The 15,513-nt window shown below is 43.7% G+C and carries 18 protein-coding genes and 2 rRNA genes; 7 read left to right on the plus strand and 13 right to left on the minus strand.

Going from position 1 to position 15,513, the window contains the following annotated elements; genetic code table 11:
* Positions 1-19 precede the first annotated feature (19 nt).
* The 5 genes from QAS77_RS00710 to QAS77_RS00730 form a co-directional block, all read right to left on the minus strand.
* Complete coding sequence (locus tag QAS77_RS00710) at positions 20-610, minus strand: aminodeoxychorismate/anthranilate synthase component II (protein ID WP_250868974.1); 591 nt, start codon at positions 608-610, stop codon at positions 20-22.
* Entirely contained in the window at positions 607-2,178 is a 1,572-nt protein-coding gene (gene trpE / locus QAS77_RS00715; RefSeq protein ID WP_305063782.1) for an anthranilate synthase component I, read from the minus strand. The genes QAS77_RS00710 and trpE overlap by 4 nt, the downstream gene beginning before the upstream one ends.
* On the minus strand, positions 2,175-2,843 hold the full coding sequence (locus tag QAS77_RS00720; protein WP_305063783.1) for a phosphoribosylanthranilate isomerase: 669 nt from the start codon (positions 2,841-2,843) through the stop codon (positions 2,175-2,177). The genes trpE and QAS77_RS00720 overlap by 4 nt, the downstream gene beginning before the upstream one ends.
* A complete protein-coding gene (gene trpD, locus QAS77_RS00725; RefSeq protein WP_305063784.1) occupies positions 2,806-3,858 on the minus strand; it encodes an anthranilate phosphoribosyltransferase in 1,053 nt (350 codons plus the stop codon). Before trpD ends, QAS77_RS00720 begins: the two co-directional genes overlap by 38 nt.
* Before the next feature lie 314 nt (positions 3,859-4,172).
* A complete protein-coding gene (locus QAS77_RS00730) occupies positions 4,173-5,660 on the minus strand; it encodes a cobyric acid synthase (RefSeq protein WP_305063785.1) in 1,488 nt (495 codons plus the stop codon).
* Positions 5,661-5,736: 76 nt separating this feature from the next.
* Here QAS77_RS00730 and cbiT point away from each other — a divergent pair, with 76 nt between their 5' ends.
* Genes cbiT through QAS77_RS00765 form a run of 7 tightly spaced genes read left to right on the plus strand, consistent with a single transcriptional unit; the run spans position 5,737 to position 10,070 of the window.
* Positions 5,737-6,294 carry a precorrin-6Y C5,15-methyltransferase (decarboxylating) subunit CbiT gene (cbiT, locus tag QAS77_RS00735; protein WP_305063786.1) on the plus strand — a complete coding sequence of 186 codons (558 nt, stop codon included), beginning with the start codon at positions 5,737-5,739 and terminating at the stop codon, positions 6,292-6,294.
* A 47-nt stretch (positions 6,295-6,341) separates the two neighbouring features.
* A complete protein-coding gene (locus QAS77_RS00740) occupies positions 6,342-6,953 on the plus strand; it encodes a cobalt-factor II C(20)-methyltransferase (protein WP_305063787.1) in 612 nt (203 codons plus the stop codon).
* 12 nt (positions 6,954-6,965) lie between these two features.
* Positions 6,966-7,697 (plus strand): precorrin-4 C(11)-methyltransferase, encoded by a 732-nt coding sequence (cobM, locus tag QAS77_RS00745; RefSeq protein WP_305063788.1) that lies wholly within the window; start codon positions 6,966-6,968, stop codon positions 7,695-7,697.
* A gap of 23 nt (positions 7,698-7,720) precedes the next feature.
* Complete coding sequence (locus QAS77_RS00750; RefSeq protein ID WP_305063789.1) at positions 7,721-8,206, plus strand: cobalamin biosynthesis protein CbiG; 486 nt, start codon at positions 7,721-7,723, stop codon at positions 8,204-8,206.
* A complete protein-coding gene (locus tag QAS77_RS00755) occupies positions 8,206-8,559 on the plus strand; it encodes a cobalamin biosynthesis protein (protein WP_250868965.1) in 354 nt (117 codons plus the stop codon). The genes QAS77_RS00750 and QAS77_RS00755 overlap by 1 nt, the downstream gene beginning before the upstream one ends.
* Complete coding sequence (gene cobJ, locus QAS77_RS00760) at positions 8,528-9,331, plus strand: precorrin-3B C(17)-methyltransferase (protein ID WP_305063790.1); 804 nt, start codon at positions 8,528-8,530, stop codon at positions 9,329-9,331. The genes QAS77_RS00755 and cobJ overlap by 32 nt, the downstream gene beginning before the upstream one ends.
* Positions 9,321-10,070: a precorrin-8X methylmutase gene (locus QAS77_RS00765; protein WP_250868963.1), complete on the plus strand. Its 750-nt coding sequence runs from the start codon at positions 9,321-9,323 to the stop codon at positions 10,068-10,070. The genes cobJ and QAS77_RS00765 overlap by 11 nt, the downstream gene beginning before the upstream one ends.
* Before the next feature lie 110 nt (positions 10,071-10,180).
* Here the strand turns inward: QAS77_RS00765 and QAS77_RS00770 are convergent, their stop codons facing one another.
* The 8 genes from QAS77_RS00770 to QAS77_RS00805 form a co-directional block, all read right to left on the minus strand.
* The gene (locus QAS77_RS00770) at positions 10,181-10,825 is read right to left on the minus strand and encodes a cytochrome c biogenesis CcdA family protein (RefSeq protein WP_305063791.1); all 645 of its coding nucleotides are present in this window, start codon (positions 10,823-10,825) and stop codon (positions 10,181-10,183) included.
* Positions 10,826-10,871: 46 nt separating this feature from the next.
* On the minus strand, positions 10,872-11,369 hold the full coding sequence (locus QAS77_RS00775) for a thioredoxin family protein (protein ID WP_305063792.1): 498 nt from the start codon (positions 11,367-11,369) through the stop codon (positions 10,872-10,874).
* A 150-nt stretch (positions 11,370-11,519) separates the two neighbouring features.
* Positions 11,520-12,200, minus strand: a complete 681-nt coding sequence (locus tag QAS77_RS00780) for a 2,5-diamino-6-(ribosylamino)-4(3H)-pyrimidinone 5'-phosphate reductase (protein ID WP_250868960.1) — start codon at positions 12,198-12,200, stop codon at positions 11,520-11,522.
* Positions 12,201-12,270: 70 nt separating this feature from the next.
* Positions 12,271-13,122, minus strand: coding sequence for a CBS domain-containing protein (locus QAS77_RS00785; protein WP_305063794.1), 852 nt, complete (start codon positions 13,120-13,122; stop codon positions 12,271-12,273).
* 21 nt (positions 13,123-13,143) lie between these two features.
* On the minus strand, positions 13,144-13,596 hold the full coding sequence (locus QAS77_RS00790; protein WP_250868958.1) for a universal stress protein: 453 nt from the start codon (positions 13,594-13,596) through the stop codon (positions 13,144-13,146).
* A 16-nt stretch (positions 13,597-13,612) separates the two neighbouring features.
* Positions 13,613-14,722 (minus strand): amidohydrolase family protein, encoded by a 1,110-nt coding sequence (locus QAS77_RS00795; protein WP_250868957.1) that lies wholly within the window; start codon positions 14,720-14,722, stop codon positions 13,613-13,615.
* Positions 14,723-14,925: 203 nt separating this feature from the next.
* Positions 14,926-15,046 (minus strand): 5S ribosomal RNA (rrf, locus tag QAS77_RS00800).
* A 69-nt stretch (positions 15,047-15,115) separates the two neighbouring features.
* Positions 15,116-15,513, minus strand: a 23S ribosomal RNA gene (locus tag QAS77_RS00805); the annotation flags it as partial.

Consider the following 15,513-nt stretch of genomic DNA (forward strand, 5'->3'; position numbering starts at 1 on the left):
AAGATAACACCAATGGACATTAACCCTTCGTTCGCATACCTGCCAGCTTCAGGAAATTGCCGACCAATTTCAACCCTTCCGGAGTTAATATCGATTCCGGATGGAACTGCACCCCATAAACAGGATAAGAACTGTGTTTGATGCCCATTATGACACCATTATCATTCTCTGCTATCACTTTGACATCCTTAGCTAGCTCATGGATAGAAAGGGAATGATATCTCCCTGCAGCAAATGTTCCAGGAATACCTTCGAAAAGCTCAGATCCATCATGCGAGATCATTGAGGCCTTACCATGAACCGGTCCATCAGGAGAATGACCGATGGTACCTCCATAAACAGTATTAATCGACTGGTGGCCAAGACATACACCAAGTATAGGCACTTTAACACCAAACTCACGGATGATATCAAGACAACTTCCAATATCACGTGCATTGCCAGGATTTCCCGGACCCGGTGAGATCACTATTGCATCAGGTTTGATGTCCCGGACCTCCTCCACAGAAATAGTGTTGGGCACTACAACTGTATCGGATTCATACATGGACACATAATCCACAAGATTCCATACGAAAGAATCCCTATTGTTAATGAAAAGCACTTTCATCTTTTGACCCCCATAGCAGTCAGCATAGCAGCCATCTTACGCTCGGTTTCCTCATACTCATATGTCGGATCGGAATCCGCCACAATTCCCGCACCCGCCTGAATATAAGCAGTATTACCATTAATAACAACTGTCCTGATCACGATAGCGGTATCTACATCGCCATTCCACGAATAATAGCCGACTCCACCACCATAGACACCGCGTGCAGATGTTTCGAACTCATCGATGATTTCCATTGCCCTTATCTTAGGTGCACCTGAAAGCGTACCTGCCGGAAAGATAGCACGTGTCGCATCGAACTGATCACACTCTGGCCTTAACACACCGCAAACAGTACTTTCGATATGCTGCACATGAGAATATTTCACGACACTCATCAGGTCCTTTACTTTTACCGACCCGGACTGAGAGACCATACGGACATCGTTCCTCCCAAGGTCCACAAGCATAACATGTTCTGCACGCTCTTTCTCATCCGCCATCATATGAGCAGCATATTTTGCATCCTCAGCCTCATCATTCCCGCGAGGACATGTCCCTGCAATAGGATTCGTAATAACATTCCTCTTATGTACAGTCATAAGTGTCTCAGGACTTGCACCCACGATACTAAGATCATCGAAACTGAAAAGGTACATATACGGACTTGGATTGATTTCCCTCAGAGTACGATAAAGTTCAAGAGGAGACTGTTGCAGCCTGACAGAATATCTTCTGGACAAGACCACCTGGAAAATATCACCATCGATGATATGCTGCTTTGCAGTCATCACTGCTTTCTCGAACACATCCTTGCCCATATTGCAAACGGGTTCGCCTGCATCCATTACCGGTGGCAAGATGTCTTGTTCGACATCGCCTGCCAGACAAAGGCATTTATGCATTCTCTCTGCATCATGCAAAGCACCATCATATATAGCACCAGCATCGCACCCGATATCCATGAACGGAGTCAGTACAATGTACGTTTCCTCTGTGAGATGATCGAAAACGAATGTCTTCGTTGTGAGAATGAACTGCATATCAGGAATATCTGAATTATGACTTCGTTCAGTATCTAACCAGCAATCATACACAATGTCGTAACCATTGTAACCAATAGCACCACCAAGGAACGTCTGTCTGTCAAACCTTTCGCAGTTAAGCGAGACAGTCCCGTTCGCAGTAGGGAACACAGTCCTTAATGCATCAAGCACATCATGACCATCACGTATGACCGCTTTTAATACATCACCAGTATCTTCAATGATGTCACATTCAGAAGCCATATTCTGTCTTACATTACTGATCAATGGTGAATCTGCCGTGCATTCCAGTACGAGGGTGCGACCACTTATCTTCACAACACCATCAGGGTAAGCACCTACAAATGAAAAGCGAGCATGACGTTTTTCCTTTTCCACTGATTCAAGCAAGTAGGAGTATCTGTCCTTTTGTAATGTAGTGTAAAGCTGAAGTGGAGAGCAGTCTGACCTCACTTTAGCCATAAGCTGAACAATAGCAGGTTTTCCTGCAGCATATACAATATCCGTAAATTCCTCTTTTGTAAGATCGAACGATATCATCTAACACACCTCACAGCATTCACAAAAGCAGCGACCTTATCGACATCTTTGTATCTATCCGTTTCTACACCCGAAGCAGTATCCACTGCAAAAGGCATGACCTCTTCCACACAGGCTTTAACATTATCAGGATTCAGACCACCTGCCAATATGACAGGAACACCCACAAGATCAACTACACGTTTACTTACGGAAAGGTCATGCAACTGACCGGTGCCTCCCACTTTGCCTGACACATATGAATCCAGCAGAACACCATCAATAAGGTTTTCTGAAGTGAACAGATTTATATTATTGCTCAGATCGTCAGCAGACACATCCCCTTGAACATGGAAAGTGCGAATTATACTGACATCAGTATTATCCCTTAAAATTCTCATTTCCTCAATATCGAGTTGACTGTGGATCTGGACAACATCCGGTTTAGCGGCCCTGATCATATCGATAGCCTCCTGCGCTGAAGCCGGCATTATTACCAGCACCGAATCCACAAAAAAAGGTACACGAGCTATAAGCTCCTTTGCCTTTTGGAGACCTATCTTGCGAGGAGTGTCCACGGGCACATCGGTTATAAAACCAACCGCATCCACCCCGGAACGTACTGCAAGATCAACGTCTTCAACAGACTTAATTCCGCAGACTTTGACCCGTGTTAAATGCCTCATTATCCACCTTATTACCAGATGTAAATTCTACTAATTCTTTAAGCTTATTCAATGCCTTCTTGCTATCAATAGCATCTTCCGCCAAAGGAATAGCATCTTTTATCGAGTTTGCCAGTCCTGCAACATATATCGCTGCAGCGGCATTGACAACGACTATATCACGTTTTGCACCTTTTTCCCCATTGAGAATATACAGAAGGTCACGGGCATTTTCTGCAGGAGTGCCGCCCACAATATCAGTGGCCTTTGCCCTTGCGATCCCCAATTCTTCAGGAGTGAGCGTATAATTTGAGATGACACCATCTTTAAGTTCAGCAACAAATGTTTCAGAAAGTGTTGAGATCTCATCCATGCCATCCCCGTGGAAGACCAATACATGTTCCTTTCCGAGTTTATTCAGAACCTCTGCCATAAGATTGCAAAGACCTTTGTCAAAGACCCCGATAACCTGTGCCTTTGCACCGGTTGGATTTGTCAGAGGACCGAGAATATTGAACATTGTCCTTACAGCAAGCTCTTTTCTTGGACCTACCATCCTCTTCATTGCAGGATGGAATTTGGGAGCCAGCATGAACCCGATACCAATGTCCTCAATTGACCTTTTAACATTATCAGGTTCCAGATCGATCTTGACACCCAGTTCTTTGAGAACATCTGCACTACCGGAAAGTGATGTGAACGAATGGTTCCCGTGTTTTGCAACGGTCACACCTGCGGCCGCAGCAACAATTGCAGCAGCTGTTGAGATATTAATAGTATTGTGCCGATCCCCTCCCGTGCCACAGGTATCAACGAGTATACCATCAACCTTAGGGCGGATCATGTTTGCAACTTTAAGCATCCCTTTTGCAAACCCTGCCACCTCATCGGGAGTTTCACCTTTCATTTTCATACCCATCACAAATGCACCGACCTGTGCATCAGTAGCACTTTCGAGTATCTGTCCCATGGCAGCTTCAGATTCCACCATTGAAAGATCATGACCATCAATTAATTTCTGTAGATAATATTTCATGTAATCACCTTTTGCATTTGTGTACAAGTATGTACATTAATGTATAATTGTGCGACCTCTATATAAATGTTCTCCTTTTCAAAGTTTTGCACAAAAAGTCATAAAGTAGAACATAAAGTCACCATTTTTCACACCTTTATGTGCAAGGCTCCTTTTCAAGACATTAGAACAACTCGATTCTTCGAACACAAGGAAGTTTGGAGGAACAAGCATCGCCCTTCAAAGTTCACATCCACATCACCAATAAAACCTGAAAAGTAATATGAAGAATAAAAAAAGAGAATAAAGAAGTAAAAGAAAGAGAATGGAGTGGATCAGACCTTTTCAGGTTCTAATCCGAGCATTTCATATATCTTATTTATGTCAAGATTTTCACGAGCAACGTCTGCAAGTTCATCATAGGGATCCTTATCAGGAATATCCTCTTCCTTGAACTCAAGCCCTTTTCTTTCGAGAAGATAACTGATAAGAGCACGCCTTATGTTGACATTCTCAAAGAGACCATGCAGATAGGTACCGATAACAAGACCACTATCATCTGTACAACCATCATCGCCAAACACCGGCTTTTTTGATGAGGAAAGACCCATGTGTATCTCGTACCCTGTTACATCCTCACCTTTGATACTGTCAAAGATAGGACCACTTTCTTTAACGATCTTGGTTACCTGAACCGTGCGCTTTTCGTATGCATCGAAAACGGTCTCGATGTCCAAAAGTCCAAGCCCATCCAAACGAGCAGATTCGCCACCTTCGATACCAGAATCAACGATGGATTTGCCTAACATCTGGTAACCACCGCAAATACCAAGTATGGGGATCTTACCGTAAAAGGACTTTATCTTGTCAGCCATTCCACTCTCCACGAGGTCATTCAGATCGCTGGTCGTGTTCTTTGTACCCGGGATGATGATCGCATCGGGGTTTCCAAGGTCATCGGAAAGGTCGACATACCGTACCTTTGCCATGTGCTCAAGGGGTTCGAAATCCGTGAAATTCGAGATCCTTGTAAGCCTTATTACTGCAATTTCAACATCATGGTTCTCACCATCATCTGCAGATTTGTCACCTATGGATACCGAATCTTCTGAAGGGATGCGAAGTTTGAAATAAGGCATTACACCAAGTACAGGGAGACCTGTGAGCTCTTCGAGTTCAGTCAATCCGGACTCAAGTATGGCTGGATCGCCACTGAACTTGTTTATGATCAGACCACGCACGTTCTTGCGAACATCCTCTGGCAATAGCTGGATCGTTCCATAGAGACTTGCGAAGACACCACCTCGTTCAATGTCCCCCACAAGGATGATAGGAGCATCAGTTATCCTTGCGGTCCCTATATTGACGATGTCACGCTCATAAAGGTTTATCTCGGCAGCACCGCCTGCCCCCTCCATCACTATGAGATCATATTCATCCTCAAGTCTCTTAAGAGCACCCTTTAATACATCGTGGGTCTCTTCTATGGAATCATAATAAGCACCCGCACTCTTATCGGCATAGGGTTCGCCTAGAATTATAACTTGTGAGACACGATCCCCTTTCGGTTTGAGAAGAACAGGATTCATATCTGCTGTAGGTTCAATTCCCGCAGCCTTTGCCTGGATTGCCTGTGCGATACCGATCTCTTTACCATCTACCGTTATCCATGAGTTGAGGCTCATGTTCTGTGCTTTAAAGGGTGCCACCTTATGGTCAGCAGAGAATATGCGACATAGGGCTGTCACTATTGCACTTTTACCAACATGTGAGGCTGTACCCAATACTAACAGATGTTTTTTATTAACGTTATTTGCAATCATTCACAACAACCTTTTATGGGACAACGTTTATTATGCTATATCTAATTAACTCCAATTTACTTTAGTTAGGTGAAAAATGTCAGAACTATTGCACATAAGCGGGGGCCCTACAAAGCCAGAGGTCATTGCGATCTCACTATCAAAACTTGACCTGAACGATGGAATCACGTTCTATGATGTTGGTTGTGGAACAGGTGCTGTATCCATCGAAGCTTCAAAGACTGCACGCAATTTCAAAGTAGTTGCGATCGATGCAAGAGAAGAAGCTATTGAGGTTGCAAGGACGAATTTCAGGAATTTCGGCATTGAAGATGCCACATTGATACATGGTGAATCTTCTGAAGCCATAGAAAGGAACGCTGATATTGGATCTATTGACTGTGCATTTGTTGGCGGCACCAAGAACATATCCAAAGTGTTGGATGTGCTCTATGAAAAAAAGGCAAGAAATATTGTTGTCAATGCCGTAAGGATCGAAACTGTTGTCACTACAATGAACAAGATGAAAGAGCTTGGCATTTTTTCCGAAGTTGTTCATGTGACCATTACCAGAGGATATGAGCTTACTGGAGAGACCATGTTCAAGCCGGAAAATCCTGTATATATAGTAGTAGGAAAACTTTCTAACGCTTAATAAGGCTGATATTATATACGATAGATTTAATTTATGGAGATAGAAATATGTTGATAGGAGTAGGACTTGGACCAGGTGACCCGGAGCTTCTTACACTTAAAGCGGTTAATATTCTCAAGAACAGCGATAAGGTGTATGTGCCAGGGAACATGGCTGCAAAACTTGTAGAGCCATATGCGACCCCAGAGATATTGGATTTCCCAATGTTAAGGGATTATGATGTGCTGAACGAAGTGTGGAAGAAGAATGCAGACCTTATTGCAGATGAAGCAAGGAACGGTACTGTGGTGTTCGGTCTTATTGGAGACCCTAATTTCTTTTCTACGTTCACACATTTAAAGCGTGTCATGAACAAACATTATCCTGACGTAGAGACCTCTACAATTCCAGGGATCAGCTCGATCACATCTTTTGCCGCAAGGGCTGATGCTGAAGTTGACACTTCGTTCGAGGTCAGCGATGGTTCTGAAACAAAGCACAAGATCAGGCTTAAAGCAAACCGTCCAAGGCAATTGATCGAGGAGTTCAGCAAGGAAGGATACACAGATTTCATCTTTGCAGAGAGGCTATTCTCCGACAAAGAGGTCATCATCAAGAACCGCGAAGACATCCCCGAAAAAGGAAACTATTTCAGCATTGTTTATGCTAAGAAGGATTAAAAGGTGTATTCAATGACAGATAAAGTTGTTACTTTTGTGGGTGCCGGACCGGGTAACCCAAAACTTATCACATTACTCGGCAAGGAAAAGCTGGAAGAGGCAGACCTTGTGGTATATGCAGGTTCACTTGTGAACCCTGTTGTCGTGGACTACTGCAAGGGAGAAAGGGTTGACAGCTATGGCCTTACCCTTGAAGACATATCCAAGAGGATAGCAGATGCCCTGGAGGAAGGAAAGAAAGTAGTTCGTCTTCACAGTGGAGATCCATCCCTTTATGGTAACGTCGTTGAACAGATGGAAGAGCTGAAGAAGTACGGTGTTACAGTTGAGCGTGTTCCGGGAGTTTCTTCCGTGTTCGCAACTGCTGCAGCACTTAATACACAGCTTACCCTCAATGGTGTTTCCGACACACTTATTATTACACGCCCTGCAGGAAAGACCCTTGAAGAGGATCAACTCAAGGAACTTTCAAGGCACAACGCAACAATGGCGGTCTTCCTTGGCACCCAGAAGATAGAGGAGATCATGGAAAAGGTAGAGTATTCAGATGATACTCCAGTGGCTGTTGTTTTCCACGCATCATGGCCTGACCAGAAGATCATTTACGGAACTGTTGCCGATATCGCACAGAAGGTCAAGGACGAAGGCATCATACGCTCTGCTATGATCCTTATTGGCGGTGTGGTAGACCCTATCGATTACAGGAGGTCACACCTATACGGAGTGGCACAAGAACCGCTGTAATCACATTTGAACGTAACCTCGATGTGGCAAACAAACTTGCAGACCACATCGAGGCAGATGTGATAATTTACAAGAAGGATATCTTCAAAGACATATTTGAAGAATATCAGGCAATAGTAGCTGTGTTCGCAACAGGTATCGTTGTGCGGGAGATAGCACCACTTATAGTAGATAAGTGGGAAGATCCTGCCATAGTGGTAGTCGATTCTAACCTGAACTTTGCCATTCCACTGCTTGGAGGACACCACGGTGCCAATGAGCTTGTGAGAAAGATATCCGAGATAGGAGTGATACCTGTTATCACGACAGCTACTGAAGTACACAACCGCAATTCGGTCGAAGGTATTGCGGCAAAGCTCGGATATGACATAGTCAACAAGGAATCTACAAGGGATGTGAATTGTGCCCTGCTCGATCAGGATGTGGAAGTCCTGGAGATAAAGGGACCAAAGATCGTTATTGTAGATAGTGATGTATCTGTCCTGAAAAAAGAAAAGGCGGAGCACTAATGTACTTAGGCATAGGTGCCCGCAGAGGCGTGTCGTCCGAGGAGGTCATCAATGCAGTGAATTGTGCATTGAAAGAAGTGGAAAGGGACGTGAGTGACATAAAGATGTTCGCTTCATCCACACTTAAGGAAAACGAGACCGGACTGATAGAAGCCATCAAAGAAATGGGATTTGAGATCAAGTTCCTGCCTGATGATGTTCTGAACGGTTTTGATGTGCCGTCTGATTCACAGGCGAGCCGCTTTGGGCTCAAAGGTGTTGCCGAGCCGGCAGCGTTAGCATTATCTGATAATAAGAAATTGATATTGGAAAAGAAAGTATATGGAAGGATTACAATTGCAATCGCAGAATGAAAATGAAAACGGGAAATTATTCATCATCGGTATCGGACCAGGCTCTGTAGAACAACTTACTGTCCGTGCCAGAGATGTCATACTTAATTCTGATTATATTGTCGGTAACGGCACTTATCTTGACCAGATGGCAGACCTTCTGGATAACCAGGAGATAATCCGCAGTGCAATGGGAAAGGAAGTAGACCGTGCTAAGAAAGCAGTACAGCTTGCAAAAGAAAACAAGGTAGTTTCCATGATAAGCGGCGGCGATGCTAATGTTTACGGCATGGCAGGTCTCGTAATGGAAGTTGCTGAGCATGCTGATCTGGAAGTTGATGTGGAGGTTCTTCCGGGAGTCACTGCGATCACAGCTGGAGCAAGTGTTCTTGGTGCACCTATTGTAAATGACTTTGCTGTTATCAGTCTTAGTGATCTGCTGACACCTTGGGAAGTTATTGAGAAACGTCTGAATGCAGCAGCAGCAGCAGATTTCGTGATCTCACTATACAACCCAAAGAGCAGGCAACGACACTCCAATTTCTCAAGGGCTATTGATATCATCAAGAAGCATAAGGATGGAACCGTACCTGTAGGACTTGTCAAGAACGCACTTCGCGGAGAAAGTCAGGACTATATCGTTACAACTCTTGAAGAAGTGCTTGATCACAACGACTGGGTCGATATGAGCACAATGATAATTGTCTGTAATGCTGATTCACGCATCTGGAAGAGCAAGAACGGCGAAAAGATAATCACACCCAGGGGGTATCAGAGGAAATATGACTACTGAAGATAGCAATAAAAGGGACATGCCAGAACTTGAAGATCTGGTAGAGATGACGGTTAAGATCGACCCAGAGCTCATAGAAGGATGTTCTGATTCAGGTGCTCGCACCGATGAAGCAAAGACCATCTACATGACCAGTCGCCGCATTGCACATGATCTGGTTGTAAAAGGTGAGAAAGAGACTCCTGAAGAACGTGTCACTCAGCGTTGTGTGATCTCCACAGGCGACCCTGCCATTGCTGATATCATGCGCTATACAGACGATGCCATCGATGCTGGTGTAAAAGCCATCAAGAACGGTGCACCGATCTTTGTAGATATCAATATGGTCAAAGCCGGAGTTACAAAGAAAGGGCATGATTGCGAAGTGATCTGCGTCCTTGATGAGGACCAGAACGCAGAAGTTGCTAAAAAGTATGGCATTACAAGAACTGCTGCTGGATTCCTTATGGCAAGGGACAGGATCGAAGGTTCCATAGTAGCAATTGGAAATGCACCTTCTGCAGCGCTTGCAGTGTGCAGAATGATCGAGCATGGCATCAAGCCGGCACTGATCATTGGAACACCTGTTGGCTTTGTCAATTCCGCAGAATCAAAGGAAGAGGTCCGTAAAATGGACGTTCCATCCATCACATGTGTTGGTACACGCGGCGGAACACCTATGGCCGTAGCTTGTGTCAATGAACTTGTGGCTCTTGCAAAGGAAAAGGATGAGTGCAAGTGCTGTTGTGAGTGTGAGTAAACCTACTCACACCACTTATTAATTTTAAAATTTATTATTGGTCAATTAACACATTGACCCTTCTACGTTCAATTTTTGGTAGTGACTAAACGGATCAGATCCATTCAGATTCATAGCCTGATGAGCACATTATTGTAAAGCATCCACATCCCGACTATTACCAGGATGAATCCAACTACTTTTTTAAGATACATATCATACTTTGCAATCATACTGAGCTTTGATGAGGAAATGTTCACAGAGTAAGCAATTACAAGCATGGGAATGCCAAGACCCATTGAATATACGAACAACAGGAAGGCACCGTAGAGAAGGTCACCTTCGATCGCGACCAGGGATAAGATCGAAGCCAGTATAGGGCCTACACAGGGGATCCATATGATACCTAAGGAGATACCAAGGAGCAGACCACCCATTAAGCCGTTCTCTTTGAACTGTTTCCCCGAAAGGCTACCAATGAAATTGAAAGTCCCAAGATCAAAAAGCAAGGTCAAACCCATCAATATGACAATTATGCCTGCAAATGCAGTAAGGTAAATGAGATATTGCTGAAAAAGCGAACCAAAGGCAGATGTTATTATCCCCATGAACACGAATGATAAGGATAGACCGGATACTATCGCAAGAGGTCTTAGTTTACCTTTTGAAGTCGAATAAGCAAAGATAACAGGTAATAAAGGAAGAACGCAGGGAGATAATATGCTGATCACCCCTGCTATAAATGCTGCTAATGGTGTCGCCCCTCCAATATCCATAAGATCATTCCTAATAAGTAATAAAGTGTATGTGAAATACTTTCGCTTATTCAGTCATATTTGAATGATACTCGATCGCATGATCAAGTATCGGTTCAAGAACAGATTTATCGACATATCCTATGACCCTTGCTTTGTTACGTGAAGTATCGGTTACACCACCACGCCTCATGAACAGATAATTTCCATCTTCGATACCTGCTATCACAGTTGTATCAGGTATGGAATAAACACTGAACTGTCCAGCAAGACCAGGCGTGAGCTCTGAATCAATGTACATTACAGTCGCTCTGCCTTCATAGTCCCTTGCAAGCTCATCGAGAACAGGGTCAAGTTGAGTGCATGGAGGACACCATTCAGCCCCTATCTTTAAAAGCACAGGCCCGTTTACCAGTGCATCATCTATTTGTTGTCGTTCTGTTACAAGGACAGCATCGCGTTCATTTGCATCATATTCCGTATCAACAGGAGTAACATCCGAAACACATCCTGCAAGAAGAACTGACAGAGCGAATAACGTAATAACGAGAACCTCTAATTTCATAGATACCACCAACCAGGATCAATTATTTTGTAGAATATTTTTATTGAATACAATAATTATGAACATTTTTTCATTTAAAGGTTATGCATAGTTCACACACGTGCCCCCAAAACCGAGTGGATAAAAAAAGAGCATTGATGCTCCGAAGAGTCATTTATTAAGTACTTTCCATTTGAGCAATACACCTTCTTCCATGGTTTCGGAACTTATCAGTTCAAGAGGCAGGAGATCACCTTTGAGGAACCCTTCCCCATCAACAAGAGTGGGAGAGCTATTGCCACCTATGAAGATATTACCTATAAAAGAGAATACCTCATCCACAAGACCATTGGAAAGCAAACCCCAGTTGAGAGTTGCACCGCCTTCGACCATCAATCTTTGAATGCCCATTGAACTTAGCTGGCCCATGAGCAGGGCAAGATCGACCTTTTCATCACCTGCGGTGATAATTGTTGCTTTTTCTGAAAGGGCATCCACCTTTCCTTTAGGGGCAGAGCTTGAGATGGCAACAATGCGCATACCAGTTCCCTTTTTAAAAATGTCCGCATCCAGAGGCGTTCGGGCTTTACTATCCACGACTATACGTACAGGGTCTTCGTCAAATCCTGCACTCTTGCGAACATCACGACGGGACTGAGATTTTACAGTCAGGCTGGGATCGTCTGCGAGAACCGTACCTACCCCCACCATTATCGCATCTGATGATGCACGAAGCTCATCCATCCTATCAAAGTCGATATCTCCGGAGATGCGTACCTGTTTTCTCTCCCTAGTAGATATTTTACCATCAGCAGACATTGCAGAATTTATGAAGGTAAATGGTCTGTTCATGTGAATTACATCCGGTTAATAAATTAAAAAAGTATCGAAAGGAGAAAACCTCCTTTCAAAATATCTATGATCAAGCGTTAAGGATGGCTTTTAAAAGATAGCGATCCCTCAAAAGGCCTATGAATTTCTGGTTTGCATTGACCACTGGAACCTGATCGATCCTATTCCTTTTCATCTTAAGTGCACATTCGCTGACACCCATATTACTTGATGCTGAGATCAGCTCCTTGACCATGACTTCTTTAACGGGCACTGAAGGAACCTTTATCCTTGAGACACTGTAATAGATGCTCATGGTATCCCTCATACTTTCCCAGGTCCATTCATCATCATCTGCACCTGCAGACATATTGGACACTTCCACAGAGTCTTCAATGACACTTGCACTTATGATATCACGGTCAGTGATAAGACCTACGATATCGAGATTTGTGTCAATAACAGGAACTGCTTTTACATGTGCCAGCTCCATGTTCCTTGCCACAACGGGAAGTGGAGTCTCATACCAGACCGGACCTACACCGGAATTGAGATATTCAGTTATAGGAGTGGTGATATTCAAATCCACCAGACTGCCCACTACATCAGCAACAGTGATAAGCCCCACAAGCTTTTCGCCTTCTACAACAGGTAACCTTCTGATACCATGCTTCAAAAGAAGACGTGCTGCTACAGTAATATCCTCTTCAGGTCCTATTGAGACAGGATCACGTACCATTAACAGGGCTAATTGTTCCTCTGTAGGTTTCTTTAGAAGATTGGAACGACTCACAATTCCGACCAATTTGTTATCTTTGATAACTGGAAGTCCTGAGACCTTCTTGTCTTTCAGAATGGAAAGAACTTCATCTCTTGATCCGGGAAGGGAAACGCATGCAACGTCCTTCACCATAATATCTCTGACCAGTGTTTCCTTAGGCATGTTCAATTAACCTCAATAAATTCATTTGTTTACTTCACCGCGTACAACGAGTACGGGCACTTTAGAATTACGAGTGACCTTTTCAGCAACACTTCCAAGAAGGAACCTGTCAAGTCCACTTTTACCGAGTGTACCGATCACTATCATATCGATGTCATTTCCTTCTGCAAATTCGATGATCTCATTGCTTGGATGACCTTCCAGAACAGCGGACTCAATTTCCAGTCCCTGAGCTTCACCCAACTCTACAACCCGATCAGATGCATCTTTGCCTTCAGTTTCCAGAAGTTCATACATCATTTCCCATCCGGCATCCATTGGAATGGAAGCAAACGCAGCTGTATCCACAACATAGACCACATACAACTTTGCCCCACTCAATTTTGCAAATTCAATACCATAGGATATTGCTTTTTTGTTCTGTTCAGAACCATCGGTTGCTACCATTACTTTCTTATACAGTTCGCTAGTCATGTTACCCTCACCATCATTAGTTTGTATAGATTATGGATAAAATATCGTCTGGCCTACCCCTTCTGACCATTCCGCTTATTGGATCGCTTATACCAACCAGATTGTTGGAATTGCCATTCAATATCATAAGATCGGCTTTGTTACCTTTCTTGATGGAACCTGTATTCTCAAGTCCCAGAATTGATGCTCCATTTAGCGTACACATCTTAAATACTTGTCTATCATCAAGACCGAAAACCTTGGATAGGAACTCCATTTCAGAGAACATATTGACGGAATTGAGCATTACATTATCAGTTCCAACGCCTACAGTCACTCCTGCTTCAAGCATTTCACAGATCGGGGCCATACCAACATCGGTTATGAAGTTGGAACGTGGACAGACAACTACAGGAATATTTGCGTCAGATATTGTCTGCAGATCAGAACGCATTGCTTTTGTCATGTGTATCAGGAAGTCCGGATCCAGTGAAATTGCTTTGTCAATATCAGTGTTGTTCTTTTCTCCTGCATGGATCGCAAACAACTTATTACAGTCTTTTGCTTTTTGTTTGGAGCTGCGAAGAAGGTCCATATCAAGATCATTTGTACCACTCATACCAAGACCGTCAGCTTGTTGCAGCACCCTGCCGAGCTCAGAGATAATTTCTTCAAGTGGTCGGTCGGTGCATTTTGGCCTTCCAAGGATGATATGGTCTATATCCTGATCGGAAACAGCTTCTTTTAGTGCAAGGGCCCCAAGAACACCGCCTTCCCTGAAATCTGCAAATGCGGAAGTACCCGTCATTAGCATATCTTTAATGGTAGTTCTCATAGAACTGACCAGATCGGAGTAAGGAGTGTTTTCAAGTATCCTATGCTTCAGACCGTCCGGTGGTCGTACAAGAGCATCGAGGTCCTTAGATACTTTGAAGTTCTCACAGTTCCCGAGTACAGGGTCCTTGCATATGGAATCTCCGATATGCGTATGGGAATTGACAAAACATGGAGCTATTATGTTCTTGCTTTTTGTGGGTTCTTCGCCTATTTCGGTTATGATACCATCCTCTATGCAAACATACCCATCAATTGCTTCAAACTCATCCCCATATATTATGGTGCCATAAATGACCTGTTCACAAGACATTGCAAAGAGTAAATATATACATTAAAGTAGATATAAGCTACGATTGAAGTTTCATATCAGAGCTTGTTGACTGTGCGACCTTCGAGCTTTTTTCAAGACAAAAATAGATCAGTTAGACTAAATATTCTGCTTAAATATGCAAAAATAGAGCTAAAGCTATTGATCATAAATCCAGCAACAAAAAAGCAAATTAATAATAGTGAGCATAGCAGCGATGCAGATTTCCCGAAGACTCTCGTACTTCAGTACAGTAAACAACGTGGGTAGACTTATCTTCTGTGTTCGGATGGGAACAGGAGTGGCCCTACCGCTATGGCCGCCATACTCATTCAAATTAACGGATTGTGATCATGTAGATCATATTACATATCAGATATCGCCTGGACAAAGCGAGACGGATGAGGCACGGATATTAGTAAATGCGGACTGAACACCTCGTTGCCTTGGTGCTTACATCCCATTCCTATCGATCCGGTCTTTTACCGGAACCCTTAAAGTGGTCTCTTTTTAGGTTAGATTTCGAGCTTAGATGCATTCAGCTCTTATTCCTTAGCGCGTAGCTGCTCGGCAGTGCCTTGTCAGACAACCGATCGACCAGTGGCGCCGTTGCTCTGTTCCTCTCGTACTAAAAGCAACTTACCCTCAGACCACATACACCTCTAGTAGATAGTAACCGACCTGTCTCACGACGGTCTAAACCCAGCTCACGATCTCCTTTAATAGGCGAACAACCTCACCCTTGGCTGCTGCTGCACAGCCAGGATGGAAAGAACCGACATCGAGGTAGCAAG

Origin of the sequence: Methanococcoides sp., assembly GCF_030594565.1 — an archaeon.
Classification (GTDB): Archaea; Halobacteriota; Methanosarcinia; order Methanosarcinales; family Methanosarcinaceae; genus Methanococcoides; species Methanococcoides seepicolus.